This window comes from Actinomadura spongiicola, assembly GCF_003432485.1.
Lineage (GTDB): Bacteria > Actinomycetota > Actinomycetes > Streptosporangiales > Streptosporangiaceae > Spirillospora > Spirillospora spongiicola.
The window spans coordinates 1-26951 of sequence record NZ_QVNQ01000019.1; the positions used below are offsets into that span (position 1 = coordinate 1).

A 26951-nucleotide genomic window follows, 5' to 3' on the forward strand; every position below is an offset into this window, starting at 1 on the left:
GGACATGGTCGTCCAGATGGACATAGAGTGCGGTCAGAAGGGCGTCCAGGTTTGTCTTCACACACCGATCATGGGCGCCCTTCGCCATGCCCGCCGCCGGATCAGCAAACCCCCATCAACGATCTAGTGGCCAAGCCATGGGGTCGCCTGGCCATCATGGCCAGCAACCCAGCCGGAGAACCCGCCCCCGGCAACGCCCTAGGCCAGATCATGAGCCCAGGCCTACGCCAGGAAGTGCGATGCCGCGCACACGGCCCCGACCACGCCCCATGGTGGTATTGGGTGTGGTCGGGCCCGTCCCGCGATTCCGAGCCCGAGCTGGAGCCGCTGTGCCCCCTCTGGGACACCGACCGCGCCGCCGACTCCCTGCAACGCGTCCTCGCCCTCATCGAGGCGGACGACCAATGACCGACGAAACCGCCCTGACGCTGCGTCTGTGGACACGCCGCACCCACCGATTCATCCGCTGGTGCGGCAGGCGCAACCATCACGACCGTAAAGCCATGTGGCAGCTAGACCGCCTCGCCGAGGCCCTCAGCGCGAAGGGATGGCGGACCCTGCGATGCTTCCACGCCTCCCCGCCACTCCTGCTCGTCAGCCCGACCAAGCACACACCAGCGACAGAAGTACTGACCGCGACCAAGATCGGCCATTGGGTCTACCGCACCCGTAGCGGGATCCTCATCCTCTGCGCCGACCTGGATCACGTCGTCGCCGCCATCGAGCGCCACATCTGGCAATCCCTCACCGAGGGGGCGCCCGACGAGAGCCCCTGGCATGAGCGGCACGGCTGAGAACAGGCGAGCCGCCCAAGCCCTGGCCCACCAGTTCCCCGGCGTCCACGCATGGTACGGCGAACACACCCACCAGTGGTGGGCCATGATCCGTTCACCGCTAGGCGACCGCCTACTCTCGGCCCCCACCATCCACCACCTACGCCAAGAGATCATCAACACAGGGGCATGGCCATGGCGCCAGAGATAAATGACACCGACCACCTTGCACACCACCCCGACATCACCACCGAATGCCCGGTCACCTGTCTCGGCGTGCGCACGGTCGGCGACCTGGTCAACTTCCTCGCCACCGCCCGCACGGCCCTACCGGACGCCGACCCAACCACCAGCCCAGACGAAACCGCCCTCACCGAACCCGCCCAGCACAACGAGCACACCACACGCTGCCCGCTCTCCTGCCTGGACCTGTCAGCCAGAGTCCTAAACCCACTCCGCTACAACACCACCACACCACAAACCATCGGCGCTCTCATACGCATGATCCAAACCGGCCAACTCGCCCAGGTCCACCGCATCGGACGCCGCAGCCTCACCGAGATCCGAACAGCCCTCGTAGCCGCCGGATTCGACACCCGCAACATCAAGCTTCCCTAACGCCGACACCCACCAGGCCCTGGCACAGGCCGACCCACGCACCAAGAACTTCCGATCACAGCACGTCCAAGGAGCGCCCAGCCGGACCCCAGCGGACCCCGGATGAGAACTTTCTCTACGTCTTCAAGGGCGCCGCTCCGCGTCGCCGGCGGCCGCCCGCCCCGGTGCGCCGGGCGTGCGGCCTGTCCCGTCCGGTCCCGCCGCGCCGCGTCGCCCGTCCGCTGGTCAGCATCCGACGACACCCGAGTCACCGAAGGCGGAGGCTGATCACAGGCACTAGAGACATCGGAGACGATTGCAACGGCCGCTTCTGGCACGGTTGCTAGGATCGTTGCTAGTGTCGCTGTCTCACCGTTGTATCACCGCTGACAGGGGACCCGGTGCAATAAATTGGTCAAAGCCATCAAAATGAGATTCTAGATCACCTCAGTATGGCCAACGCGGAGTTTCGATGCAGATCAGGGCCATTCATGTCGAGAACATAAAAGGCTTTCGAGGGGGGAAGCGGTCAGTCTCCCTAGACTTCCAGCGTTCAGATGGTACCTTGCCGAGATGGATTGTGGTAGCTGGCCGTAATGGGGCTGGTAAGTCTTCACTCCTTCAGGCAGTTTCCCTGGCGATTGCTGGCCCGTCGGTTGCGCGCACTCTCCGCGAGACCTATTCCGATTGGGTGCATGATGAGGCTGACCAAGGAAGCGCGCATGTACATCTCACCTACTCCGACTTTGATGCGTTTGCTCCCGGTAGAAAGCCCCGATTCGATCCATGGGCGTCCCTCGCTTGGACTCGTCAAGATGAGGGTCCAGAGCCCGCGATCGAGAAACAACGGCGGGGGCAAAATTGGGACCCGATTCGGGGCCCATGGTCCGAAAACCCTCAAGGCTGGTTCCTGGCGGGATACGGCCCGTTTCGTCGTCTTTCACTTGCCCCCACTGAGGCACAGCGCCTCATGATGACGCCGGGTCGCCCGTCAAGTCTAGCGAGCCTATTTCGAGAAGAGGCTTCACTCTCTGAGGCTGTGCTATGGCTTCAGCAACTTTATCTGCGCAGGCTTGAAGGATCAGCGGAAGCTGGCGCTGTTGAGGATGCCGTACTCCGGCTACTCGGAGATGGGCTTCTGCCGGAAGGCATGGAGGTCGAGAAGGTCACTTCTGATGGCCTCTGGGTGCGCACGCCGTCAGGCCCTGAACTTCCGTTGCGTTCGCTCAGCGATGGCTATCGGACAGTTGCCGCTCTCGTGCTCGACCTAGTTAAGCAACTCTTCCAAGCATATGGTGACCTGCGGGAGATAAAAAACTCTCCTCACGTTGCTTTCGGTCACGAAGGCGTCGTGCTCATAGATGAGATAGACGTGCACCTGCACGTATCATGGCAGCAGCGCATTGGCTTCTGGCTAAAAAAGCACTTCCCAAATCTCCAGTTCATCGTAAGCACGCATAGTCCCTTCATCTGTCAAGCGGCAGACGAGAGAGGCCTTGTGCGGCTGGCCGCTCCAGGCGAAGATGATGCTGCCAGGATCGTGGAAGGTGAACTTTTCAATCGCGTCGTGAATGGCACCGCCGATGATGCTATTCTGACCGACCTATTCGGCTTGGAAACACCATACTCAGCCCGTAGTGTTGAGTTGCGCCGCGAAGCTGCAAGCCTAGAAGGAAAGGCGGCTGCCGCCGAGATCTCGACAAATGAGAAGATGCGTCTGAAGGAGCTTAAATCGAGGCTTCCTCGCACGCCGTCTACCGATGTTGCCAATGCCATCCGGCAGTTGAGCCTTAGCTTCGACGATGCAGAAGATTGAAAGACTCTCCCTTGGGAGTGAGGCTGCGAGGAAACTTGAGGATCTGACCGCTCAGGTGGTTGCAGCAGCAGATCCGAAAGAGAAGGCTGCTGAGCTTTGGGCTAAGCTCAACAGAGACACGAAGAAGGAGATTCAACGTACGCTCGCAGAGATGAGTAGCGGGCTTGAGCGTTGTATGTACTGTGAAGACAGCGAAGGCACAGACATTGAGCACTTCATGCCTAAATCTAGCTACCCAGAGGATGCTTTTAGATGGGCTAACTATCTTCTGGCATGCACCCGATGCAATAGCAACTATAAGCGGACTCGATTCCCGTTGGATAGCCGCAACGAGCCTCTGCTAATTGACCCAACACTGGACGACCCGGCTTCACACCTTAACTTCTCTCCGACAACAGGCCTTTTCACTGGCGCGTCCCGTCGGGGCGAAGTTACAATCGACATATGCGGCCTTAATCGAGACATTTGCGCCGAAGGAAGATTGAATGCCTGGACGGCGATTGAATATCTCATTCCAGCCTACGCCATAGAGATGGGAAGTGGACGGGATAAAAAGGCGTCCAGAATCTTGAGGACTCTTCAGAAATATCCTTTCCAGTCTGTCAGAACGTACATGGCCCGCGTATATGCCGGAGCGGAAGATCCAGCCCTGATTCTGTCGCCCGACGTCATGGCATCTTTCTCGTCTTTTCCTGAACTCCTACATTGACCTCAAACGGTGGATAGGTAACGACCGCAAATTGGGTGCGAAAGCTTAGCTGCAAACTTCTGGTGAAGCCTTTGTGGCCGGGCACGCTTGAGCGTGCGCGAAGCGGGGGCTTCGCAGCCCCCAGCCCCCCCGCGAGCCGGAGGGCACGCCCGCGCAAAACTGTCTGTCACGCCGTCTCGCCGTTCGCGCGGGCGCACCCTCCGGGGCGGTGTGCGTGCTAACGCGGGCGCTAACAACGGGCCTGGATGACCTTGGACTGGCGTGGACGTGCGGGAGGCTGCGTCGCTGGTCAGGGGATGGATGTGGACGGGTCTGGATGGCCTTGATCTTGCTTGTAAACAGAAGGTTAGGGGTTCAAGTCCCCTCGCCGGCTCCCAGCCCAAAGCCCCCTCCCGACCACGGAGGGGGTTCCGCGCTAACAGGCTTGCCAACAGCAGCACTACGCCGAGCCGTCGACCCGCCCCACGAAGATGCCCGCTGCCTCGGCAAGCTGCTCACTGATCACGTGCGCATAGACCCGGAGCATGAGCGTCGGCGCCGCGTGCCCAAGTATTCAGTGCGCCCTGAAAACGTTGACCGTCCTGGCATCGATGCTGACGACGGGGGACCGGCCGCTCTTGGGGAGGCCTGGGTGGGGGGGGTGGGAGCGATCGCGGGACGGTGTGCAGGATGTTGGCCAGGGCCATCGCGTTGACGTGGTCGGACTTGCGGCGGGCGACCGAGTGCCGCTCGCGATAGCGGGCCACCGCCATCTTGGGCTGACGCGCTAGACGATCACGTTCTCCGGCCGGTCCAGCCAGAGGCGTTCCCCGTCCTCGTTGACCGTGAGGCCGAGCCGGTCGAGGACGGGGCGGCCGAGTGACTGCCATCGGAAGTACGCGTCGGCAACCTCGTCCCACAGGTCACGGTCGCCGTGCTGGCGCACCTCGAACACGTCCTCGTGTTCGGCGCTAACGGCGATCGCCCAGCAGCCTGGGTCGTGCCCGTCGAGGAGCCACAGCGAGTCATCCGCGCGGCGCGCGGCGATCCCTGGTGCCAGGTGAGTGATGACCAGGTCCGCGGAGGCGGGGGCGTATGCGATGGTCCGTGGATTGACGACGGTTCGGGTCACCCGGGCACCGGGCGCGTCCCATTCGGCGGGGTGGTCGTCGGCGGGGCGCTGGGACCGTAGTGGCATGTACCCGCTGGTGCCGGGGAAGCGCCCGACACCGGTCCCGTCCGGGAGGACGTCCACCTGGGCGACCAGGCCGTATCCGAACCACCGGCCGTATGGGGTGACGATGCGGCCGCCGGGCCGTGTCTGCGTGAGCCATGCGGACGGGATGGACTGTACTGAGCAGGTGGCGTGCACCCGGTCGTAGGGGGCGTCCGTCGGGTAGCCGCCCGTGCCGTCCCCGACGATGAGCGTGGGCGCTGGTTTCAGCCCGGGTAGCGCTGCTGCGAGGTTCTTCTCGGCGACGGCGGTCAGTTCGGCGTCGATCTCGACGGAGACGACGGCGCCGCCCTCGCCGATGATCTGGGTGGTGAGCGCGGCGGAGTAGCCGGTGCCGGTGCCGATCTCAAGGACCCGATGGCCTTGGTCCAAGTCGAGGTGCCCGAAGTTATAGAGGACGCCGGACAGTGCGGAGAGGGAGGACGTGGGCTCGCCGCGCCCGGTGGTCGGGTCGGAGGCGCCGTCGTCGGCCTGGGTGATGATCGGCGTGTCGCTGTACACCGCGTCCCACCATTCGTCCGGGCGCTCATCCCGGTCGATGGGCCCGCTGGCTGTCCATGCCCGGGCAGGGACGAAGGCATGGCGGGGCACCGCGCGCAACGCCTTCGCCCAGATGTCCGCCGGATCGGGGAGGAAGCCCTTGGCGGTGAGGTCGCCGATGAAGGCGTTGAGGCGCTCATCGGCGGAGCCTGTGGAGGTCATTACTTCTCGCGCTTTCCGCCGCCGGGCGGAGGCCCGGTGTCGGGGTTCGGTGGCGGTGGCGGCTTGGGAGCTTCGTGTTTGCCCACGGGGCACCACCTCACGGGTCGATCAGTCACACACGGTAGAAGCTCGATGACCCTTCGTCTAGGTGTTGGAGGGTGAGCGTTGTGTGAGAGGCACGAGTCGGGCCACGGTCCTGGGGACCCGCGCCGCAGCCGGACGCCTGCCAGGCTGCGCGGCGCGCGAGCCGCCGCTCCCTGAGCTTGTCGGCTGCGCGCTCCGCCCTCGCCTGCGGACCGCGGTCCGGGGTCACCGCCGATCCCACATGATGATCGCGGTGGCGACGACGACATCGATGACACGGTTGCGGAGCCGCCCACCGATATGGGCACGGCGGAAAGTGTCCACACGGCCATAGACCCGGTCGATCCCAGGGGACCCGCATCCACCGCCCGTGCAGGTAGATGGACCGGCGGCATGCCGCGTCGAACCGTGTCGAAAAGTGCAGGCGCCTTGCAAACAGAAGGTGGGGGCTCATCCCCTTCATCGGCTCCAGTCCTTTGTGGTGGCGATGCGCCTGACTGGAGTTCAGGCGGGGCGGGTCGGGGGAGGTGTGCGTCCATCAGGCTCGGAGTTCAGGTAGCTTGCGCGTCCGTCGGCGTCGAGGTCGAAGGGTTCCTCGGGGATGATGCAGAACTCGTTTCCTGCGGGATCGGCCATGACCAGGAAGCCTCCGGACGCGTACTGCTGGAGCCGTCGGCCGCCCAGCGCCTCGACCCGCTCCTGCTCGGCGGCGGGGTCAGGTGAAGCGACGTCGAAGTGGAGGCGGTTCTTGCCGACCTTGGGTTCGGTGACTTTCTGGAAGCCCAGCCCTGGTCCTTCACCGCGTTCGAGCCAAACGTAAGGGCCTGTCCCGGCCTTGATCGGTCGTCCGAGGAGTTGGGACCAGAACAACGCGAGACGCTCAGGATCATCGCAGTCGATGATGACGTCCTTGATGTGCAGGTGAAGGCTCTTCATTTTCCGATGGTCGCAGAGTCGACGGCAGCGTCAGCGGCATCGCGGGAGGAACGCGGCCATCGGTGGCGCCGTCCCGAACATCTTGACGAGATCGTCGAGGTGGCCTGTGGGCTGGGTGTGAGTCTGCCGTCAAGTGACAGGACGGTGGTTTTTGGCGATCCGTCACAGGGACCTATGTGGTGGTGACGAAGGGGGGTGGGGTGTGTAGGGGAACACTGCTGAAGATGACCTTGGTGGGGTGTTGGTGGGCCAGGATGTCGGGTGTTGACGGCGGTGCTCATGGTGGGACTTGGTCTATGAACCTGCGGGATGAGATTGAGGCGGTGCTGCGCGCTTGGGACGCGTACGAGGTCGGGCGCGGTGGGGCGCCGGTCATTGACTTCGACTGTGATCCTGGGGGGAGTGTGGGCGAGGCCGCTTCCGATCGGCTCGGTGTTTATCGGCGGCTTGTGGAGCTTCGTTCCCGGGCGGTGGGGGGTGTGGCGGTTCGGTTGGATGCCGATATCGCTTATCTGGGGGCTCTGCTTGGGGAGCGTCGGTCGCTTGATGCGTATGTGCGGGCGACCCAGGGGTGTGGGGCGGCGGGGTGGTCGGAGGAGTATGTGGCCGAGCGTGGGGTGGAGGCGCGGGGCGCGCTTGCTGAGCTCGGTATTGGGTGGGGTGCTCGGACCAATGCCGAGTTGCGTGAGGCCGAGGGGCTTCTTGATGTGCGTGAGGCGCCTGATGTGATTCGGGAGGCGGTTGACGAACTGGAGCCCGCGGTCAGGGAGGCGACGGGGTGTACGGCGTCCTACAGTCTCACGATCGAGACGGTCGAGTTGGACGTCTACTGGGCGTTCTGGTTGGACGGGGCCGGGCAAGACGTGCGGTTGCGGCTGAACCTGCCGAACGTCGAGTTCACTCAGACGGGTGCCCGGCAGTTCGCTCTGCACGAGGTGTTGGGGCATGGGCTTCAGAGCGCCGCACTGACCGCGCAGGCGGCGGACGGGGACGTGCCGTGGGTGCGGCTGCTCAGCGTGCACGCGCCGCAGCAGGTCATGCTCGAAGGGCTCGCGCAGGCGTGGCCGCTTTTCCTGTTGCCCGAGGACGAAGTGCTCATCACCCGTGTCCGCCTCGCCTACTACAGTCAGCTTGTACTTGCGCGGGTGCATCGAGCGATCAATGAGGGGACGCCTGTCGGCGAGTGCGCCGAGCAGGTGAAGGCGGCGCTGCCGTGGTGGAGCGACAAGGCCGTCGCTCGTTGCCTCACCGATCGTGGCGCCGATCCGCTGCACCGCAGCTACATGTGGGCGTATCCGGCGGGGTTCGACTGGTTCGTCGCACTCGCGGAGGCGGACCCGGCGACGCGGGCGGCCGTGCTTCGGGACGCCTACCGGGTGCCGTTGACGCCCGGTGATCTGACGGCGCTGTGGCCGGCGGGGCCGGTCATCGGGGGGCCGGGCGGCTGAGGTTTTCAAGATCATTATGGGTGGGCGGGTGAGCCGCGGGGCCGACAAACTCGTAGATACATAAGAGTTCCCGTTCCGCCACCCGGATCGGCCGGGTGTCCCGTGCTGGAACTGAGTGGACGTCCGTCTCGTCTACACCGGTAGAGCGCACGTCCGTTTCGCCTCACCGGTACAGGGAGAGCCATGGCGAAGGTCAGGGTCTACGAACTCGCCAAGGTATTCGGCGTCGAGAGTAAAGTCGTCATGGCGAAGCTTCAGGAGATGGGCGAGTTCGTCCACACTGCCTCCAGTCCCGTAGAGCCGTCGGTGGTGAGACGGCTGACCGAGGTGCTCGCGCCGCAGGTGTCAGCGCGCTCGCTCGTCCCCAACCCCACCTGGCTTTCCTCGCAGCGGGGCCCCGCCGGATCGTCGGCGCGGCCGGACCCGAGGCCCGCTCCACCGCCGCGCCGGACGGAGCCGCGGCCCGCCGAGCCGCGCCCCGACGTCCAACAGGAGATCGAGGCCTCACGGATCAAAGAGGATATCCTCAAGTCGTGGGAGCGTCTGACGAGTTATATTCCGGAGACCTACAACAATCGCGACTGGCTTTCCGGTAAGAGTCGGGTCAGTCGGGCCCGTGTGTCCTTCGCGCAAAGTGTTCGGAACTGGGTCGCGCATCCGGACGGAAATGAACCACAACTCGGCACCCTGCAGGACGCATTGCGCGTCATGCATGAAATCGAGCGCCGACTTCCCGCGCGGCATCGGAACAAATCGGCGCTCTGACGGAAGGGCCTGAAAACGCAGGTCAGCGTGAACCTGTCGCGGATCTGGCGGGGTGCGGGCCGGTGGTTTTACGGTTGGGACATGGCATCGCTCGTGCATCGGCAGAGCATCGCGGGGCCGCGGCCCGGAGTGGAAGCCGCTCGATGGTGGGGGCGGATGGCTCGCAATCCGCTCGAGACGTACGTCGCGCTCGCCCGGCGATACGGGGACGCCGTTCAGGTTCCGCTCGGTTTGCGGCGGTCGTTCTTTCTGTTGTCGCGGCCCGAACATGCCGAACATGTCCTGGTCGCGAACCAGTCCAACTATGTGAAGGCGGCCACGTACCGTCCGCTGCGGGTGTTCCTCGGGGACGGGCTCCTCACGAGCGAGGGGGAGACGTGGCGGCGGCATCGGCGGCTCGTGCAGCCGGTGTTCGCGCAGCGGCACATCGTCGCGTTCGCGCCGCGGATGGTGGAGATCGCCCGCGCGGCCGTGCGGCGGTGGCCCGACGGTGTGGTGCTCGACGCCGCGGACCAGATGCGGCGGATCACGCTGGACGTGGTGGGACGCGCGCTGTTCGGCAGCGAACTGGCGGGAGAGTCCGCGAAGACCGGCCGGTCGCTGGAGACCCTGCAACGGGCGGTTGTGGTCGGGACCTTCCTGCCCGGCACGACGGCCCGGCGCGGGCTCTACGCGCGTGTGCCCTGGCTGAGGGACGGCATGACGCATCTCGACGAACTGGTCGAGAAGGTGGTGAAAGGGTCCGGCGGGGAGCTGCTCGATCTGCTGAAGGACGGCGGCGGTCTCTCCGATGAGGAGCTGCGCGACGAGGTGCTGACGCTGCTGCTCGCCGGGCACGAGACGACGGCCGCCTCCCTGGCCTGGACGTTCATGCTGCTCTCCCAATATCCGGCGGCCCGGGAGCGGCTGGAGAGGGAAGTGGACGAGGTGCTCGCGGACCGAGATCCGGAGGCCGAGGACGTGGACCGGCTGCCGTGGACGCGGGCCGTCCTCTCCGAGGCGATGCGGCTTCGTCCACCGGCCTGGACCCTCGAACGTGACGCGCTCGACGACGATGACGTCGCGGGAGTGCCGGTGCCCGCCGGGTCGACGGTGGCGGTCTCGCCCTTCCAGCTGCACCGGAACGTGGACTTCTGGCCCAACCCGGAGGGTTTCCACCCGGAACGGTTCATGGGGGCGCCGGAGCACCCGAGATACGCCTACCTGCCGTTCGGGGGAGGCAGACGTATCTGCGTGGGTGCCGGGTTCGCGATGCTGGAGGCGACGCTGCTACTCGCGACGATCACTCGGACCCATCGGCTCGATCTGGCGCCGGGCGTTTCCGTGGAGGCTCGGGCGGAGGTCACGCTCCGTCCCGCCGGTCCCGTTCCGATGCGGGTGACCAGACGGTAGCGGTCATTTCCCGCGTGGCAGCAGCAGCGCCGGGACGACGGCGAACGCGCCGATGACCAGGGCGATCCAGAAGGCGTGGCCGAAGGCGGTGGCCAGGAGCGGCGCGACCTGGACGCGCGCCTCGTCCGGCAACGGGGCGTGCGCCGCCCCGGCCAACCCCGGAGCCTGGGCGGTGATCTCGTGTTGCAGGATCACCGCCAGCGCGGTCGTGCCGACGGACGCGCCCAGGCGTTGCAGGGTGTTGATCGCGCTGGTCGCCCGCGGGATCAGCGGACCGGGCAGGCCCTGGTAGGCGGCGGCCATCGACGGCGTGATCGTCGCGCCGAGCCCGAGGCCGATCACGAACAGCGCGGCGGCCAGCAGGACCGGTGACGTGTCCGCGTGGATCTGGGTGTAGGCGGCCGTGCCCAGCAGGCCGAGGACGACGCCGGCGGGGACGACGACACCCGCGCCGAGCCGGTCGGTCAGCCGTCCGGCCAGGGGCATGGCCACCGCGGCGCCGAACGCCTGAGGTACGAGCAGCAGACCGGTCGCGAGCGGGCCGTGCCCCCGGACGATCTGCCAGTACAGCGGCAGCAGGACCAGGACGCCGAACAACGCGACCGCCACGACCACGTTGGTGACGGCGGCGGCGGCGAAGCCGCGGACACGGAACAGCGAGATGTCGATCAACGCCTGCCGGGTGCGGGCGTGCAGGACGTAGAGGCCGATCAGCACGGCCGCCGCGCCGAGGGCGGCCCAGGTGCGCGGCTCGTCGAGGGCGCCGGGACGTCCCGCCTCGGTGGTGCCGTAGACGAACGCGGTCACGCCGCCGCACAGCAGGAGCAGGCCCCGGACGTCCAGGGTCGCGGGACGCGACGGCGAGCGCGGCAGCAGCCGCAGCGCGGCCACGACGGCGATCACGCCGAGCGGGAGGTTGACGAGGAAGATCCAACGCCAGCCGGCCGTCGAGATGATCAACCCGCCCACGACCGGGCCGGCGACGGAGCCGAGCAGCATCGGCATGCCGATGAAGCCCATCACACGCCCCATCCGCTCGGGCCCGGCGGCCCGCGCGAGGATCGTCTGCGCCACCGGGATGATCATTCCGCCGCCAAGGCCCTGGACGACGCGGAACGCGATGAGACTAGGCATCGACCAGGCGACCGCGCAGAGGGCGGACCCGGCGAGGAACAGCAGCAGCGCGGTGATCCAGACGCGGCGGGCCCCGAACCGTTCGGTGGCCCACCCGGCCAGCGGGATGACGCCCGCGAAGCCCAGCATGTAGCCGGTGAGGACCCACTGGACGGTTCCGATGGAGGCGCCGAAGTCCTCGGCGAGCGTGCGGGTGGCGACGTTGACGGCGGTCGCGTCCACGATCGACATGATCGCGCCGAGCACCACCACCGTGCCGATCGCGATGATCGTCCGGTCGAGGGCGGGTGCGGGCGGTTTGGTGGGAACGGTGGTGTTCATGGTGGGCACCTCGCATTTCAGGCGGGCCGGATGTTGTGGTTGCGGTGGAACACGTTCCGCGGGTCGTAGGTCCGCTTGATCTCGCGCAGCCGCCGGTGGTTCTCCGGGGTGTAGGCGGTCGCGGTCCTCGACGTGTCGTGCAGGAAGTTCAGGAACGAGCCGCCGGTGGAGTGCGCGGCGAGCGGCGCGGCGTCCGCGGCGGAGCCGTCGATGGTGAGCGAGAACGGGACGTCGCGGTGGCCGACGGGTCCGGCGTCCGCGGCGGGACGGGCCATGGCGCCACCCCAGTGCCTGACCTCGATCCCGGCCGCGTCGCTGCCCGCGATGGCGGCGATCAGCGCGTCGGGCAGGTCGGCGAACAGGTGGAAGTGGCGGGGCGGGGTGCCGCCGAGCGACTCGGTCTCGGCGTACGGCATCGTCCGGAAGTCGTGGCGCAGCGGCGGCCCACCGGCGTTCCACAGCGACCCCAGGGCCCGGGCGCCTTCGTCGGCGTCGCCCGCGTGGACGCCGCGGACGACGACGACCCGTCCGAGTTCGGCATCGTTCGTCACGGCGACGGTGACGCTCAGTGCGTCGGGACGGCTTTCCGCCTCGTCCCGGAAACGGGTGAGCACGTCACAGGCCCGGTCGGCGGGGTAGACGGCGGTGCCCGCGAACACCGTGGACACCGGGTGGAGCCGGAACTCCAGTGACGTGACGACGCCGAAGTTGCCACCGCCGCCGCGCAGCGCCCAGAACAGGTCGGCGTTGTGGTGGGCGTCGGCGGTCACGGTCCGGCCGTCGGCGGTGACGACGGCGGCGCGCAGCAGGTGGTCGGCGGCGTACCCGTGGCGGGCGCGCGAGCCAGCCGACGCCGCCGCCGAGGGTGTAGCCGGTGACGCCGACGGACGCGTGCGAGCCCGACAGTGGCGAGAGCCCGAGCGGCGCGGCGGCGGCGATGACGTCGCTCCAGCGGGCGCCGGGGCCGACGCGGGCGGTGCCGCGGGACGGGTCGACCAGCACGCGCGCCATCCGGGACGTCTTGAGCAGCACTCCCTCGTCCGCCGGGACGTGGGTTCCGTGCCCGGTGGCCTGGACGGTGAGGGGCAGCCCACGGTCGCGGGCGGTGAGGATCGCGGCGCGGACGTCCGCCGTCCCCGTGGCCTCGATGACGTGGAGTTCGCGGGTCCGGGGCGTGGTCAGCGTGTTCATGGTCGTCCTTCCGGAGGTTTTCTCTCCACTTGTTCGCACCGTAACACTAGCCGGAGGATTTTTCTCCACTTGTGTTCGGAGATCTTTCCGGCCCGGCCGCCGTGGAGGTGCCGTGCGCTTGATCACACGTTATGGTCACAGATCTTGATAGTCAATAATCGTGACTAAAATTAATTGGAGGGTACGCCTCCACATGCTTGCTACGCTGCTCCCCATGGGGCAGCAGCCGACCGGCACAGAGCGCCCGCTCCGCGCGGACGCCCGCGACAACCGCAACCGGATCATCGCCGCCGCCGCGGAGGTGTTCGTCGAGCAGGGCCCCGGCGCGCCGCTGGAGGAGATCTCCCGCCGCGCGGGCACCGGCATCGCGACCCTGTACCGGCGGTTTCCCGACCGCAAGGCGTTGACCAGGGCCGTCGCCCTGGACGCGTTGCGGCGCACGGCGGCGGAGGCCCGGCGGGCGCGGGACGAGGAGCCGACCGCGTTCGCCGCCCTGGTCCGCTACGCGCACCGCGTCCTGGACATCCGGATCGGCGCGGTGTTCCCCGTCCTGCTGAACGAGATCCCGTTCGACGACGCGGAGATCTCCGCCGTCCGGGAAGACGGCGTCGCGGTCATGAAGGGCCTCGTCGCCACGGCCCAGGAGGACGGCGACCTCCGCCCGGACGTCACGCACGCCGACATCGGGATGCTGCTCGTGCGGCTGTCCCGCCCCCTCCCGGGACCGATGCCGCGCCGGCTCACCGAGGAACTCGCGCACCGGCATCTCGACCTGCTCGTCGACGGTCTGCGCGCCTCCGCCGAACGGACGACCACGCTCGGCGGCCCCGCCCTCACCTTCGGCGATCTGGAGGCCCTGGGAGACCGGCCCGACCCCGACTCGTGACGTCGCCCCGGCGCCCACCTGCACTTCGTCCGGCCCGCGCCGATGTGACGGGGCGTGATGAATGGGCACAGGGATGCCATGAACGTCACAGGAATCATCAGCGCGATCGTCATCGGAGCGATCATCGGAGCGCTCGGGCGGCTGCTCCTGCCCGGACGGCAGCCCATCGGCATCATCCTCACCGTGGTCGTCGGCATCGTGGCGGCGATCGCCGGAACGGCGATCGCGCAGTCCGTCGGCGTGGACACGACGAACGGGATCGACTGGATCGAGCTGGTGTTCCAGGTCGGCCTGGCGATGCTGGGCGTCGCCCTCGTCGCGGGGCTGAGAGCGCGCCGCAAACACCGCCGCGTGTCCCGCTGACCACCGGCGGCGCCCGGCGCGCCGACCTCGGTCTTTGCCCGAGACCGGAACGGGAGCCTCCACGGGAATCGCAGCCCGCTGTCCTGGACCGTGCCTAAATGTGCCGAGTGCCCGGGGCGCGCGGCGGTGTGCGTGGCAGAATGACGACCCGTCGTGGAGCGTGGCAAACGCCCGGGAGGGAGGTGCGGCGGCGTGTCCGAAGCCGGTCGGCGCCGTTCGACGCCCGCCCGACCGGCCCCGTCGCCGCACGGGTCTCCGCGTCGGTCTTCACAGGGGTCTCCGCGCCTGTCCGCGCGTCGACGTGGTGTGCGGGCCGCCGCGACGCTGACCGTACTGATGCTCGGTGCCGCGGTCGCCGCGCCGGTGGCCGCCCTCGGCGCGCCAGAGGCCGCGTCCGCCGCGCCCGCCGTCCCGGGGGTGATGGCGTCCGGCGCGTCCGCCGCGACGCCGTTAAAGGCCGCGACCGACCAGATCCGCGCCCGCGAATGGCATCTGGATGCCCTGCGTGTACCGAGGGCGTGGCGATACTCCAAGGGGCGCGGTGTCACCGTCGCCGTCCTCGACACCGGCGTCGACCAGAATCACCCCGACCTCACCGGACAGGTCGTCAACGGGCCCGACCTCACCGGCGGCACGCGGCGGCCCGGCTCCCGCTACTGGGGCCTGCACGGAACGTCGATGGCGAGCATCATCGCCGGTCACGGCCACGGGCCGGGGCAGTCGCAGGGCATGATGGGCGTCGCGCCGCAGAGCCGCGTCCTGTCCGTCCGCGTCACGCTGGAGAACGACGACCCGCTGCGCCGCGACGGCGGACAACCGGCGGGCGGCGGTGACCGTGACGCCGTCGCGCGGGGCATCCGGTACGCCGTCGACCATGGCGCCGAGATCATCAACATGTCGCTCGGCGGCGGCCGCCAGTTCTACAACGGCACCGCGTCGCAGGAGCGGGCGATCGAGTACGCGCTCAGCCGCGGCGTCGTCCTGATCGCGTCGGCGGGCAACGACGGGTCCGGAGCCAACCGCAAGAACTTCCCCGCCGCCTACCCGGGCGTGATCGCCGTCGGCGCGCTCGACCGGGGGCTGCGCCTCTGGAAGGACAGCAACCGGCGGTCCCGCGCCGCCCTCTGCGCGCCCGGCGTGGAGATCGTCAGCGCCGACGCCAGCGGCGGCTACGTCGTCGGGACGGGGACGAGCGCGTCGTCGGCGATGGTCGCCGGGGTCGCGGCGCTCGTCCGGTCCCGGTACCCGACGCTGACCCCGACCGAGGTACGGCAGGCCCTGATCAAGGGGTCGCCGCGGCGCCGCGGGCAATCGACCGACTCCACCGCCTGCCCCGGGCCGGTCGACGCCGTTCGGGCGCTCGTCGCCGCGCACGCGATCAGCAAGACGTCCGGCGGGCCGCTGGAGACACCGTCCCCGCCCGCGGCCCCGCGACCGGCCGCGGAGGCGGAGGAGCGCGAGGGCGTGGGGCTGCTGCTCCCGATCACCGCCATCGGCGCCGGTCTGCTGACCTTCCTTGTGCTCGCGCTCGTCCGGCATTGGCGACGGCGGCGCCCGGACGAGGACGTCGGCACCGACCTCGTCCCCTACTACGGCCTGCCGTCCGCACCGCCCGCGCAACCCGATCCAGAGCCGGTCATGCCGCCCGAGAATCCGCCGGCGGGAGACGTGCCGGCCGTCGTGCCGCTTTGGCAGAGCCCCGAGGCGCATCCGCGTCCCCCGATGCCGGACATGCCGCCGGTCGACCCCAAGGACGGTTCCTGGAACGTCCCCGCCCAGGACACCGGCACTCCGTCCCGGGCCGAGAGGATCCCTGAGCTGCCGCCCGCCCGACCGCCGCTCGGGTCGAACGAGCTGCGTCCGTTCATCCCCGGCGAGTACGTCGGAAACGGCGGGCACGGACACGTGCCCAACGGATACCACCCCAACGGCCACCGGTTCGGCTCGGGCCGCAACGGCGACCACCAGAACGGGCACGGGCACGGGACCAACGGCACTCACCTCAACGGCTACGGTTCCGGCCGCAACGGTTCGACCGGGGGCGACGATGCCGCCTCGGAACCGGCCGACGGCAACCTCACCGCGCCCCTGCCGGCCATCCCGCCGGACCCACCGGAACCGCAGGACGACGAGCCGCCGCGGCCCGTCCCACCCCCGGACGAGGACGACGACGACCGCCGCCCTCCGCCCCGCTGGTGAGCGCGCCCCGGCCGGTACTCCGCCGGGCGTAGCACGGAAGTCTCCGGCCGGACGATGCAGGCCCCCGAACCCGTCGCCGAGCATCGAACCCATCCGAACGACACAGGAAGGGTCGATGAACCATGATGACGACGTTGATGGAACAGGCGACGGCGCTGCACCCGGGCCCCTGGGAGGACGGCGGGGACGCCCCCGCCTTCTGGCCGGTGTTCCCGATCACGTTCGCGCTGTTCTGGCTGGCCCTGCTGGGAGCGGCGTTCTACCTGATCCGCCGCCGGATGGACAGCGGCGCCGCGGCGTCCGCGACGGCGGCCGACCCGATGGCCAGGGCGCAGTCGGTGCTCGCCGAACGGTTCGCCCGCGGCGAGATCGACGAGGACGAGTACCTCATTCGCAGCTCGACACTCCGAAACGGAGGCTGATCCGAACCGCCCGGAGACCGGCGCCGCCCGCATCGGCGACCTGGTCTCCAGACGCCCCTACACCTCGTAGAACCCAACGCGCGCCGCACTTGCACCCTGGCTACACCTGTACAACCTTCACCGCAGCCACAACGCGCTCGCACGCCACCCACCCGCCAGCCGCGTACCTGACCTCCCAGGTCAGTACACCTGGTCGGTGGCGCTCGCCTCCTTGAAGATCTCGTCGATGTCGTCGGCGTACGTCGGTGCCGTCGCCGCCGCGTCCGCGAAACGGGTGAGCAGCCGGGCGAACTCGGCCCGCTCGTCCGCCGACCAACCGGTCATGAGCGCGTCGAGGTAGGCGCGGCGGAAGCGGTCGGCGACCTGCTTGACGCGCCGTCCCGCGTCGGTCAGTCCGAGGTTGGCGCGGCGCGCGTCCACGGGGGAGGGGCGCCGGGACAGCAGCCCGGCGTCGATGGCGTGCCCGACCAGGCGGCTCGCCGTGGAAGGGTCGATCTCCAGCCGTTCCGCGACGGCGCCGACGGTGACTTCGTCGTGCGGGCGGTCCGCGTGAGCGGAGTCCGCGGCGTCGGCGGTGAGGGCGGCGACGGCGTTCACCACCATGAGGTTGGAGATCTGGAGCGGCCGCTCGCCGGTGGCGCCGGGCGTCTGCGCCCGGATCCGCTTCATGAGGTCGGGCTTGGCCCAGACGTGGCGCAGGTGGAACAGCGCCGTACCGATGTCCGCGAGGACGGGGTCGGCGAGACGTTCGTCACGTGTCCGCGGACTGTCTCGGCCGCCGCGCCGTCCCGCGCCGGAGGTCTTCGTCGGCATGCGAGGTCTCCGTTCAAGTGCCTGTCATGTCGGACGCCGGACGCTGCGGACCCCACCCTAACGCATGTAGTCTGCACACGTTCGGCGACCGGTGGGACCAGATCTCACCAGCGGTCCGCCTGGGACACACGGCGCTGAAGATCCCCAGGTGAACGGGGATGTGATGCACTGAACCTCCGGCCATCGTTCCCCGAGAACCGCCGGTACTTGTCGGCGCGGACGCGTAACATGACACCCGCCCGAACCCGGACGACCCGGGATCAGTAACCACAGAGGGGACCTGATGCGAGCGGCGAACGCCCCCGGCGACCCCCGCGATGACGTCCCTCCCCAGGACGGAAGCATGGACGATGCCCCCGTACAGCCCGTGACCGAAGAGGACGGCGGAGCCGACGACGCCGCCTTCCCCGCAGATCATCTCTCCGACCGTGACCGCCGCATCCTCGCCTTCGAGCGGCAGTGGTGGAAGTACGCCGGAGCCAAGGAGCAGGCCATCCGCGAGATGTTCGACATGTCGGCGACGCGGTACTACCAGCTCCTCAACATCCTCATCGACCGACCCGAGGCGCTGGAGTGCGACCCCATGCTCGTCAAGCGCCTGCGCCGGATGCGGACGCAGCGGCAGCGCAACCGCGCCGCGCGGCGGCTCGGCATCCGGCCCTGACCGGCCGGGTCCGACCTCCCGCCGTGACCGTTCCCTCCCCTTTCGCGGCCGTCGACCCCGCGGGTGCGGCTGGCGGCACGCCGAACGGAGAGGGTTCACTGGTCACGTGACATTTCCCCGCTCCGTGACGGCCGCCGGAACCGACGGCCTCGACGCGATACGCAAGAACCCGGCCGGGGCCGTCCTCGGCCTCGACTTCGACGGCACCCTCGCGCCGATCGTCGACGATCCGGCCTCGGCGCGGGCGCATCCGGGCGCCGCGCCCGCGCTGGCGCGGCTCGCCCCGCGGGTGGGCGCCCTGGTGATCGTCACCGGGCGGCCCGCCGCCGTCGCCGTCGAGTACGGCGGGTTCGCGGGCGTCGACGGGCTCGTCGTCCTCGGGCAGTACGGGCTCGAACGCTGGGAGTCCGGCGTGCTGTCCGAGCCCGAGCCGCCGCCCGGCGTCGCCGAGGCCCGCGCCAAGCTGCCCGACATTCTGGCGGCCGCCAAGGCCCCGCCGGAGACCTTCGTCGAGGACAAGGGCCAGGCGCTCGCCGTGCACACCCGCCGCTGCGCCGAACCGGAGGTCGCGCTCGAACGGCTGCGGAGCATCCTCGCCGCGCTCGCCGAGCGCACCGGGCTGGCGCTGGAGCCTGGACGGTTCGTCCTCGAACTGCGCCCGCCGGGCATCGACAAGGGGATGGCGTTGCGCACGTTCGTCGCCGAGCGCGGGGAGCGTCCGTCCGGTGTCCTGTTCGCGGGCGACGACCTCGGTGACCTGGCCGCCTTCGACGCCGTCGAGTCGCTGCGCGGGGACGGTGTGCCCGGGGTGCTGGTCTGTAGCGGATCCACCGAGGTCACGGCACTGGCCGACCGTGCGGACCTGGTCGTGGACGGCCCGCCCGGCGTCGTCGACCTGCTGGAACGGCTGGCCGACTCCCTCTAGAACCCCGAGACGCGCGCCCCGTCCCTCAGAATCCGCTCACCGACCCGGTGCCGACGTGGGGTGGTGTCGCGGAGCCAACACGGTGTGGTGACGCGGTGTGCCGACCTGAGAGCGACGCGGTGTGCGGAGGCGGTGTGGTGACGCGGAGTTGACGGTGTGCGGACGCGGTGGCGACACGGGAACGCCGCGGCCCGTTCGGGTCGCGGCGTCTCCGGTCGGTGCGGCTCATTCGGCTTCGGGGTCGTCGGCGAGGATGCCGTAGAGGCGGCGGCGGGCGTCGTTGACGACCTCCAGCGCCCGGGCCCGCTGCGTCTCGCTGCCGACCGCCATGACCTGCTGGAGGGCGACCGCCAGCCGGCCGATCGCCTCGCGTTCGCGCAGGACGTTCTCGCCGGCGGCCTCGGTGACCTCGTCCCAGGGCGCGGTCGTCTGCGCCGAGGCCTCCTCGCGGCCCGCGTCGGTGAGGGAGAACAGCCGCTTTCCGCCGTCCTCCTCGCTGCTGACCAGGCCTTCGTCCTCCAGCATCTGGAGGGTCGGGTAGACCGAGCCGGGGCTCGGCCGCCAGACGCCGCCGGTGCGGCCGTCCAGCTCCTGGATCATCTCGTAGCCGTGCATGGCGCGCTCGGCGAGCAGGGCGAGCAGCGCCGCGCGGACGTTCCCGCGTCGGGTCCGCCGCCCGCGTCCGCCTCCGCGACCACCGCGTCCGCGATGGCCCTGCCCGGGACCGAAGTGGGAACCGCCCGGACCGCCCGGCCCCCATGGCCCGAACGGATCCCCGCGGCGCTCCCTGGCCTGCGGACCACGGAAGCCGCCACGCCTTTTCCTCATGTGCTCGTACATGTCACTCCTCAACCTAGTGATCGATAGCGATGCATTAACGATATATCGCCAACAGGTCGCGATGCAACATTGAGGTGGGCAGCATGAAGAGAGCGCACGGCGGCGCGGCATGAACGGACACGGACCGACGCGGGCTCGCGCGTCAGCCGAGAGGACGGAACGAAGGTGCCGTCAGAGCGGAGTTGTCAGGGGCCGGTGACCTTCAGGCTGTCGAGGATGTCCTTCGTGGCACCCCGGTCGTCGGTCTCCTTGACGCGAATCCACAGCCCGAACTTGCCCGACTTGTCGCGCAGCCCGACCTCGGTGACGGTCGGGGTGCCGACCTTGCAGGCGGTGAAACGCGTGATCGTCCCCGTGAGGGCCTTGTCCGGGGTGGTGTAGTCCTCCGGGTCGGCCTTCGTGCACTGCGAGTGGGAGGCCGCGCTCGGCGGCGGCAACTGGCCGGGACGCAGGTCCGTGGTCACGCCGATGAAGACGCCCGGTCCCTTGCCGTTGCCGAGGAACGCCGCCTTGTCCGGAGTCGCGCGCAGCACGGGACGCGGCTGGGCGTCGTTGAGGTTGACCGTGGACGGTGTCCAGGTCGACTCCTGCGTCGCCTTCGGCCAGGCCTTCGGCACCGCCGCCTTGATCTTGCCCGCGTCGTCGGAGATCGCGACGAAGTCCTTCGGGATCGAGGGCGTCTTCTTCTCGCCCTTCCCGCCACCGTCGTCGCCGGAGAACAGGACCCCGAGGATCAGACCGCCGACCAGCGCGACGGCCAGGACGACGACGGTGATGACCAGCGGTGTGGCGAACTTGCCGGACGCGCCCCCGCCGAGCTTGCCCAGCAGGCCCCGCATGCCGCCGGACCCCTGGCCCTGCCCTTGCCCCCCACCCTGGATCGGTCCGGGCGGCGCCTGGAAACCCGTCGGAGGCGGCGGGAGTTGCCCGCCACCATAGGCCTGCGAACCACCGGGACCCTGCGGGCCGCCCGGCGCCTGGGGGCCACCGTGAGCCGGTGGACCGCCGGGGCCCATCGGCGGTGCCGACGCGTCCTGCGGGGTGCCGGTCTGCGGTGCTTGCGTCGGGAACACGGCGGTCTTGTCGTTGCCGCCGTCCCCCTGCCCACCGGGCTGTTGTGGCGGCGCCTGGTACGGGGGCCGCATCGCCCCGGCCCGGCCGTTGTCGTGGTCGGGCGCGGTCGGCGGCTCGCCCTGCCCGAACGGTGTGGCCCGCCCGCCCGGGTCGTCCACGATCGTCTGCTCGTTGTTCGCCGCCGGTGCCGAGGGTCCGGCCGGGATGCGCATCTCGGACGTACGGATGTCGTCGTCCCCGGCCTGATCGAGCCGTGTCCGCATCTCCCGCGGACCGGCCTGCCCCGCCGAAACTTCCTGCTGCCCCGGCGCTCCCTGTCCCGGCGCTCCCTGTCCCGGTGCTCCCTGTGCGGGAGCGCCCTGTCCGGGGGTGGGCGGCTGGTAGCGGGTGCCGTCGCGGTAGAAGTCCTGGACGGTCGCGTCCGCGTCGATGCGCGGGGCGGGCGGTGACGGCACATGGGTCGGGCGCAGCGTGGACAGCGCCTCCGCGAACGCCTCGGCGGTCGGCCACCGCTTCTCCCGCTCGACCTCCAGGGCCCGCAGGATCACCTGGTCGACCTCCGGCGGGACGCCCTCGCGCCGCTCGCTCGGCGGTGCCTTGATCGGCGCCGGGCCGGGGGGACGTCCGGCGACCATGTGGTACGTCAGCGCGCCGAGACCGTACACGTCGGCGCGGACGTCCAGGCCGCCGCCGAACCTCGCCTGCTCCGGCGACATGTACCCGGGCGTCCCGACCGGCAGGGTGAACGCCCCGGACGCGTGCGCGAGCGCCTTGGCCAGCCCCAGGTCGGCGATCAGCAGCTTCTCGCCGCCGTCGGGCGTCGACTGGAACAGCACGTTGGACGGCTTGAGGTCGCGGTGGATCACGCCCAGCGTGTTGATCACCTCGACGCCGTGGGCGATCTCCTCGGCTAGCGCGATGGCCTCGCTGACCGGAAGTGGCCGCTCGCGCATCCGGTCGCCGAGCGTGCCGCGGTCCGCGTACGACATCACGAAGTAGGGACGGCGGTCCGGCAGCTCTCCGATGTCGTGCACCCGGACCAGTCGCTCGGAGTCGGCGCGGCGCAGAATCCGGGCCTCCTCCAGGAAACGGTTGCGCACATCGAGATCGTCGATCAGGCTTCCGGACAGGACCTTTATGGCCACCTGGGAATCCAGGGCGTCGTCGTGCCCCAGCCATACAGAGGCGAACGCCCCCGAACCCAGGACGCGTTCGATCCGGTAACGGCCTACTGATGGTGGGAAAGACACTCCCGTATCATCCCAACAACGGGGTGAGTGTGCGAACAAGCATTGAGGCGGCATGGCATTCGACGAGAGGACCGAGGAGCTGGCGGTCAAGGCCGCCCAGGGCGATCAGGGCGCCCTCAACGAGCTTCTCCGCAAGATCGAGCCTGACGTGCTGCGGCACAGCTCCCGGTTCCTGCCCTGCCGACAGGACGCGGAAGAGGCCTGCCAGGACGCGTTGTTGCAGGTCGCGCGGAACATTCACCGGTTCGAGGGCCGGTCGAGGTTCAGTACTTGGCTGCACGTCGTCGTCGCCAATTCCGCCCGGTCCACCTACCGGTCGCTGAAACGGCGGTCGGTGGAGCAGGCGGGCGAGCTTCCGCAGCAGCGCCCCGACCCGCGCCGCACCAGCGTCATCGCGGGCTCGCGCGTCGACATCCTGGACGCCATGGAGGACCTGGAGGCCCGCAAGCCGGACCTCATCCAGGCCCTCGTCCTGCGGGACGTGTCCCAGCTGGAGTACGCGGAGATCGCCGAACAGCTCGGATTGCCGCTCGGCACGGTGAAGTCCCGCATCCACGAGGCGCGCAAGCAGGTCAGGCAGACGCTCGGCGACTCCTACACCTGACGCCTGACCTCGCCAAACGTCGGTCATCGACCGGTAACGGTGCGTTCATGGGCCCGGTGCCGGGCCCGGTCCGTGAGCCACCATGCCGTGCATGCCATCCTGCCCGGACCCCCGCCATGACCGTCCGATCTTCATCATCGGGTGCCCTCGTTCGGGGACGACGCTGCTTCAGCTGATGCTGCACTCGCATCCCCGCATCGCGGTCCCCTCGGAGACGAAGTTCGTCCTGCCCGCCTATACGGCTAGGTGTGATTTCGGTGACCTCGGGGTCAGGGAGAACCGGCGCGCGCTCGCCGACTGGATCACGCGCGACCGGTCGACCAAGTTCCACGCGCTCGGCCTGGACGCCGCCGAGGTCGCCGACGAGATCGTCGCCGGGCCGCCGACGCTGGGCTCGGCGATCGCCATCGTGTTCCGCGCGTACGCGCGCCGGTCCGGCAAGCCGCGCTGGGGCGACAAGCGGCCGAGCTACTTCCGGTACGTCGGCCCGCTGCTGCGAATGTTCCCGGACGCGCAGTTCGTCCATCTCATCCGGGACGGCCGTGACTGCGTCGCCTCGCTCCTGGAGATGCCCTGGTACGACCAGGACATCAACCACGCCGTCTCCGTGTGGCGGGAGGCCATCGACCGCGGTCGTCGGCTCACCGAACGACTCGGTCCCGACACCTACTACGAGATGCAGTACGAGCGTCTCGTCGCCGACCCCACCGACGAACTGACCCGGCTCTGCGGGTTCCTCGGCGAGGAGTTCGACCCGGCGATGACCCACCCGGACGGTCTCGCCAAGCAGACCGTCTCGTCCCACAAGCAATGGCACGGCCGGACGAAGGACCTCGTCACCACCTCCCGCGTCGGTTCGTGGGCGCAGCGCCTCGCGCCCTGGGAGATCAGCCTGGCGGAGGCCGCGTTCGGGGAGCGGCTCGCCGAGTACGGCTACGAGCCGAGCGGCCTGCCGAAGCCGCCCGCGTCCCAGCTCGCCCGCTTCGCCAAGGTCAGCGCCCATCGCCGCATGGCACAGAGCAAGGCGGCGCTGCGCGACCGGTGGAAACAGCGTTACGAGCCGAACCCGGTCGCCTGCGTCCCGACCCACGAAACCACCGCGACCTCGGCCCCCTGACCAAGCTTCCCGGCACCCCTACCGTCCGGACGCCCCGCCGGTTCGGGCACTTTCCACCGGGGCGCTCTGCCCGTCCGGGGACCTGCCGTCCAAGCCCCCTGCTGGCTCAAGCGTCTTGCTGTCCGGGCGTCCTGCTGTTCGGGCGGCCTTGTTGTGGGGGCGCCTGTCGGCGAGGGAGCGTCGGGTGTCAGTCGAGGGTCGCTAGTTGGTCGGCGAACCAGGTTTGTGGCGGTAGCGCGGTTGCGGCGGTGGCGAGGCGGGCGCAGCGGTCGGAGCGTTCGCGGCGTGGCATCAGCAGGGCTCGATGGAGCGTCTCCGCGGTCTGCGACACGTCGTAGGGGTTGATGATCAGCGCGTCCTCGGAGAGTTCCGCCGCGGCGCCCGCCTCCCTGGACAGCACCAGCGCGCATCCGCGCTCCGACAGGACGGGCCCTTCCTTCGCGACCAGGTTCATTCCGTCCCTGATCGGGTTGACGAGCAGCACATCGGCGAGGCCGTAGGCGGCCAGGGAACGCGGATAGTCGTCGTTCACCTGAAGGATGAGCGGATCCCAGTCCGGTGTGCCGAACTCGTCGGTGATCTGCTCGGCCGTGCGCTGGACGGCCGCCGTGTACTCCCGGTACTCGGGCAGGTCGTAGCGGGACGGGTAGGCGAACGCCAGGTGCACCACCCGTCCACGCCATTCGGGATGGTTGACGAGCAGCTCACGGTAGGCGTCGAGCCCTCGCACGATGTTCTTCGAGAGTTCCGTGCGGTCGATCCGAACGATGAGTTGACGGTCGCGCACCTGTTCGCGCAGCGTGCGTGCCCGTTCCACGACGTCCTGTTCGGCGGCGCGTTGGCGCAACGCCTTGCCGTCAACGCCTAGTGCATGGACGCCCACGCGGGTGACGTGCCCTGAGCGGGTGACGGTACGGGCCGTGCGGTCGACACGTGCACCAGGCAGTAGTTCGCAGCAGTCGAGGAACGCGGACGCCCAACGCTCGGTGAGGAACCCCGCATGGTCGGCGCCGAGTATGCCGAGAAGGATCTGCGTGCCGATGTCGTCCGGCAGCAGCCTGTAGTACTCGGGCGGTGCCCACGGCGTGTGCGAGAAGTGCACGATTTTCAGGTCGGGACGCCGGTCGCGCAGCATCCGCGGTGCCAGCGACAGGTGGTAGTCCTGGATCGCGGCCTTCGCGCCCGGTGCGGCGTCGCGTGCCAAGGCGTCGGCGAACGCCGCGTTGTACGCCTCGAAGGACTGCCAGTCGCGACGGGAGCGGGCGTCGAAATGCGGGCTGCGCGGCGTGTCGTACAGGAGATGGTGGACGAACCACAGCGTCGAGTTGGCCACGGCGTTGTACGCGCGGTGGAACGTCCCGGCCGGAATGTCGAGCATCCGCACCGCGGCGCCACCGGTGTCGTGACCGGCGAGGTCGAGGCGTCCGTCGGGTGAGCGCCGGGCGGCCGTCCGGTCGGCGTCGCCCAGGCTCGCGCACACCCACAGCACCTCCGGGGCGCTCGCCTCCGTTCCGGGGGGCTCCGGCGGATCGGGAGCGCCCGTGACGGCGGCCAGGCCCGACACCAGCCCTCCGCCGCCGCGCCGCATGGTGAGCGACCCGGCATCCGACAGCGAGAACGACAGCGGCCCCCGGTTCGACGCCACCAGCACTTGGCTCATAACCGCAGGGTCTCAGTTGTCGTCGACGCGCTTCAAAGGGACCCGCTGTGGTCCTCGCCACCTCGCGATTAACAGGTAAAGCGGAGGGTATCCGGCGGCAATGAGCAGGACCGAGACGAGAAAGACCGTGCTCGTCGCCGGTGCCGCCAACCTCATCCTCGCGATCGCGAAGCTGATCGCCGGGCTTGTGGCCGGGTCCAGTGCGATGCTCGCGGAGAGCGCGCACTCCGTGGCGGACACCCTCAACCAGAGTTTTCTCCTCGCCTCCCTGCGGCGCAGCGAACGTCCCCCCGACCGGCGCCACCCGTTCGGATACGGCAACGAGACCTACGTCTGGTCGCTGCTCGCCGCCTTCGGCATCTTCGTCGCCGGGGCCGGGTTCTCGATCTTCGAGGGCGTCCTGACCATGACCGGTCATGGCGGCTCCGGAACGGACGTGCGGCTCGCCTACGCCGTGCTCGTGCTCGCGGGCGTCCTGGAGGGGGCGTCCTGGATCCGCGCGTACTATCAGGCGCGCAAGGAGACCCGCGAGAACGGGCGCGACATCCTCGAACACGTCCGCAGGTCGCCGGACGTGACGTTCAAGACGGCGCTGTTCGAGGACAGCACGGCCATGATCGGCCTCACGTTCGCCGCCGCGGGGCTGACCCTCCGGGAGATCACCGGCTCCGAGTTCTGGGACGGCCTGGCGTCCGTCCTCATCGGCCTGCTCCTCATCGTCCTGGCGTTCTGGATCGGACGCGAGAGCATGAGCCTGCTCATCGGGCAGGCCGCCGATCCGGCCGCGCAGCGGCAGATCCGCGCGGAGATCGTCGGCTCGCCCGGGGTGACCGGCGTGGACGAGCTGCTCACCATGCACTTCGGCCCGGAGCAGATCCTCGTCGCGGCCAAGGTCCATTTCTCCGACGACATCAGCGCCGACGAGGCCGAGGACGTCGCCGGGGCGATCGACCGCCGGCTGCGGGAGCGGCTTCCGGCCGTCCGGCACGTGTTCCTGGACCCCACCCAGCACCCCGCGCGCCGTACGGGGGAGCCCGCGTGATCTAGACCGCG

General features: G+C 69.2%; 26 protein-coding genes and 1 pseudogene. 18 read left to right on the plus strand and 9 right to left on the minus strand.

Features of this window, described 5'->3' with window-relative positions:
* Nucleotides 1-156: 156 nt before the first annotated feature.
* The 6 genes and pseudogenes from D0T12_RS35140 to D0T12_RS34205 all read left to right on the plus strand — a co-directional run bounded on the left by D0T12_RS35140 (nt 157) and on the right by D0T12_RS34205 (nt 3895).
* Nucleotides 157-408, plus strand: coding sequence for a hypothetical protein (locus D0T12_RS35140; protein ID WP_147339743.1), 252 nt, complete (start codon nt 157-159; stop codon nt 406-408).
* Complete coding sequence (locus D0T12_RS34190; protein WP_117405200.1) at nt 405-794, plus strand: hypothetical protein; 390 nt, start codon at nt 405-407, stop codon at nt 792-794. The genes D0T12_RS35140 and D0T12_RS34190 overlap by 4 nt, the downstream gene beginning before the upstream one ends.
* A 168-nt stretch (nt 795-962) precedes the next feature.
* Complete coding sequence (locus D0T12_RS34195) at nt 963-1391, plus strand: DNA-directed RNA polymerase subunit alpha C-terminal domain-containing protein (protein ID WP_158581731.1); 429 nt, start codon at nt 963-965, stop codon at nt 1389-1391.
* Between the two features lie 451 nt (nt 1392-1842).
* Nucleotides 1843-2064: pseudogene (locus D0T12_RS37495) on the plus strand (AAA family ATPase); the annotation flags it as partial.
* Between the two features lie 345 nt (nt 2065-2409).
* Nucleotides 2410-3186, plus strand: coding sequence for an AAA family ATPase (locus D0T12_RS36910; protein ID WP_233526470.1), 777 nt, complete (start codon nt 2410-2412; stop codon nt 3184-3186).
* Nucleotides 3173-3895: a retron system putative HNH endonuclease gene (locus D0T12_RS34205; protein ID WP_117405206.1), complete on the plus strand. Its 723-nt coding sequence runs from the start codon at nt 3173-3175 to the stop codon at nt 3893-3895. Before D0T12_RS36910 ends, D0T12_RS34205 begins: the two co-directional genes overlap by 14 nt.
* A 766-nt stretch (nt 3896-4661) precedes the next feature.
* Here the strand turns inward: D0T12_RS34205 and D0T12_RS34215 are convergent.
* Nucleotides 4662-5810: a methyltransferase domain-containing protein gene (locus D0T12_RS34215; RefSeq protein WP_117405211.1), complete on the minus strand. Its 1149-nt coding sequence runs from the start codon at nt 5808-5810 to the stop codon at nt 4662-4664.
* A gap of 588 nt (nt 5811-6398) precedes the next feature.
* The gene (locus tag D0T12_RS34220) at nt 6399-6830 is read right to left on the minus strand and encodes a VOC family protein (protein ID WP_117405213.1); all 432 of its coding nucleotides are present in this window, start codon (nt 6828-6830) and stop codon (nt 6399-6401) included.
* Between the two features lie 296 nt (nt 6831-7126).
* On the opposite strand from D0T12_RS34220, the gene D0T12_RS34225 reads away from it, so the two are divergent.
* The 3 genes from D0T12_RS34225 (at nt 7127) to D0T12_RS34235 (ending at nt 10435) form a co-directional block, all read left to right on the plus strand.
* On the plus strand, nt 7127-8278 hold the full coding sequence (locus D0T12_RS34225; RefSeq protein ID WP_117405215.1) for a hypothetical protein: 1152 nt from the start codon (nt 7127-7129) through the stop codon (nt 8276-8278).
* Between the two features lie 183 nt (nt 8279-8461).
* Entirely contained in the window at nt 8462-9043 is a 582-nt protein-coding gene (locus tag D0T12_RS37215; RefSeq protein WP_117405216.1) for a translation initiation factor IF-2 N-terminal domain-containing protein, read from the plus strand.
* Between the two features lie 156 nt (nt 9044-9199).
* Entirely contained in the window at nt 9200-10435 is a 1236-nt protein-coding gene (locus tag D0T12_RS34235; protein WP_158581732.1) for a cytochrome P450, read from the plus strand.
* A 3-nt stretch (nt 10436-10438) separates the two neighbouring features.
* Here the strand turns inward: D0T12_RS34235 and D0T12_RS34240 are convergent, their stop codons facing one another.
* The 3 genes from D0T12_RS34240 to D0T12_RS36920 form a co-directional block, all read right to left on the minus strand.
* Nucleotides 10439-11890 (minus strand): DHA2 family efflux MFS transporter permease subunit, encoded by a 1452-nt coding sequence (locus tag D0T12_RS34240; protein WP_117405219.1) that lies wholly within the window; start codon nt 11888-11890, stop codon nt 10439-10441.
* Nucleotides 11891-11907: 17 nt separating this feature from the next.
* Nucleotides 11908-12306 carry a BBE domain-containing protein gene (locus D0T12_RS37220; protein ID WP_325050865.1) on the minus strand — a complete coding sequence of 133 codons (399 nt, stop codon included), beginning with the start codon at nt 12304-12306 and terminating at the stop codon, nt 11908-11910.
* A 199-nt stretch (nt 12307-12505) separates the two neighbouring features.
* The gene (locus tag D0T12_RS36920) at nt 12506-13081 is read right to left on the minus strand and encodes an FAD-binding oxidoreductase (protein WP_117405223.1); all 576 of its coding nucleotides are present in this window, start codon (nt 13079-13081) and stop codon (nt 12506-12508) included.
* 214 nt (nt 13082-13295) lie between these two features.
* Between D0T12_RS36920 and D0T12_RS34255 the strand changes: the two genes are divergently transcribed.
* The 4 genes from D0T12_RS34255 (at nt 13296) to D0T12_RS34270 (ending at nt 16951) form a co-directional block, all read left to right on the plus strand.
* Nucleotides 13296-13967 carry a TetR/AcrR family transcriptional regulator gene (locus D0T12_RS34255; RefSeq protein WP_158581734.1) on the plus strand — a complete coding sequence of 224 codons (672 nt, stop codon included), beginning with the start codon at nt 13296-13298 and terminating at the stop codon, nt 13965-13967.
* Between the two features lie 78 nt (nt 13968-14045).
* Complete coding sequence (locus tag D0T12_RS34260) at nt 14046-14330, plus strand: GlsB/YeaQ/YmgE family stress response membrane protein (protein ID WP_117405227.1); 285 nt, start codon at nt 14046-14048, stop codon at nt 14328-14330.
* 306 nt (nt 14331-14636) lie between these two features.
* A complete protein-coding gene (locus D0T12_RS34265) occupies nt 14637-16529 on the plus strand; it encodes a S8 family peptidase (protein WP_117405229.1) in 1893 nt (630 codons plus the stop codon).
* Between the two features lie 122 nt (nt 16530-16651).
* Nucleotides 16652-16951 carry an SHOCT domain-containing protein gene (locus D0T12_RS34270; protein WP_199487873.1) on the plus strand — a complete coding sequence of 100 codons (300 nt, stop codon included), beginning with the start codon at nt 16652-16654 and terminating at the stop codon, nt 16949-16951.
* Nucleotides 16952-17131: 180 nt separating this feature from the next.
* On the opposite strand, the gene D0T12_RS34275 is transcribed toward D0T12_RS34270, so the two are convergent.
* A complete protein-coding gene (locus tag D0T12_RS34275) occupies nt 17132-17764 on the minus strand; it encodes a MarR family winged helix-turn-helix transcriptional regulator (protein ID WP_117405231.1) in 633 nt (210 codons plus the stop codon).
* Nucleotides 17765-18107: 343 nt separating this feature from the next.
* Between D0T12_RS34275 and D0T12_RS34280 the strand changes: the two genes are divergently transcribed.
* On the plus strand, nt 18108-18428 hold the full coding sequence (locus D0T12_RS34280) for a DUF3263 domain-containing protein (protein WP_233526471.1): 321 nt from the start codon (nt 18108-18110) through the stop codon (nt 18426-18428).
* A gap of 106 nt (nt 18429-18534) precedes the next feature.
* Nucleotides 18535-19353 carry a trehalose-phosphatase gene (otsB, locus tag D0T12_RS34285; RefSeq protein WP_233526472.1) on the plus strand — a complete coding sequence of 273 codons (819 nt, stop codon included), beginning with the start codon at nt 18535-18537 and terminating at the stop codon, nt 19351-19353.
* Nucleotides 19354-19578: 225 nt separating this feature from the next.
* On the opposite strand, the gene D0T12_RS34290 is transcribed toward otsB, so the two are convergent.
* Both D0T12_RS34290 and D0T12_RS34295 read right to left on the minus strand, forming a co-directional pair.
* Nucleotides 19579-20193: a helix-turn-helix transcriptional regulator gene (locus D0T12_RS34290; protein ID WP_117405235.1), complete on the minus strand. Its 615-nt coding sequence runs from the start codon at nt 20191-20193 to the stop codon at nt 19579-19581.
* 185 nt (nt 20194-20378) lie between these two features.
* Nucleotides 20379-22571, minus strand: coding sequence for a serine/threonine-protein kinase (locus tag D0T12_RS34295; protein ID WP_233526474.1), 2193 nt, complete (start codon nt 22569-22571; stop codon nt 20379-20381).
* Here D0T12_RS34295 and D0T12_RS34300 point away from each other — a divergent pair.
* Together D0T12_RS34300 and D0T12_RS34305 are read left to right on the plus strand one after the other, a co-directional pair.
* A complete protein-coding gene (locus D0T12_RS34300; protein WP_117405237.1) occupies nt 22570-23121 on the plus strand; it encodes an RNA polymerase sigma factor in 552 nt (183 codons plus the stop codon). The genes D0T12_RS34295 and D0T12_RS34300 overlap by 2 nt on opposite strands.
* A 91-nt stretch (nt 23122-23212) precedes the next feature.
* The gene (locus tag D0T12_RS34305; protein WP_117405250.1) at nt 23213-24238 is read left to right on the plus strand and encodes a sulfotransferase family protein; all 1026 of its coding nucleotides are present in this window, start codon (nt 23213-23215) and stop codon (nt 24236-24238) included.
* 187 nt (nt 24239-24425) lie between these two features.
* On the opposite strand, the gene D0T12_RS34310 is transcribed toward D0T12_RS34305, so the two are convergent.
* Nucleotides 24426-25898, minus strand: a complete 1473-nt coding sequence (locus D0T12_RS34310) for an alpha,alpha-trehalose-phosphate synthase (UDP-forming) (protein ID WP_117405238.1) — start codon at nt 25896-25898, stop codon at nt 24426-24428.
* Nucleotides 25899-25998: 100 nt separating this feature from the next.
* Here D0T12_RS34310 and D0T12_RS34315 point away from each other — a divergent pair, with 100 nt between their 5' ends.
* Nucleotides 25999-26940, plus strand: coding sequence for a cation diffusion facilitator family transporter (locus D0T12_RS34315; protein ID WP_117405239.1), 942 nt, complete (start codon nt 25999-26001; stop codon nt 26938-26940).
* Nucleotides 26941-26951: the final 11 nt, after the last annotated feature.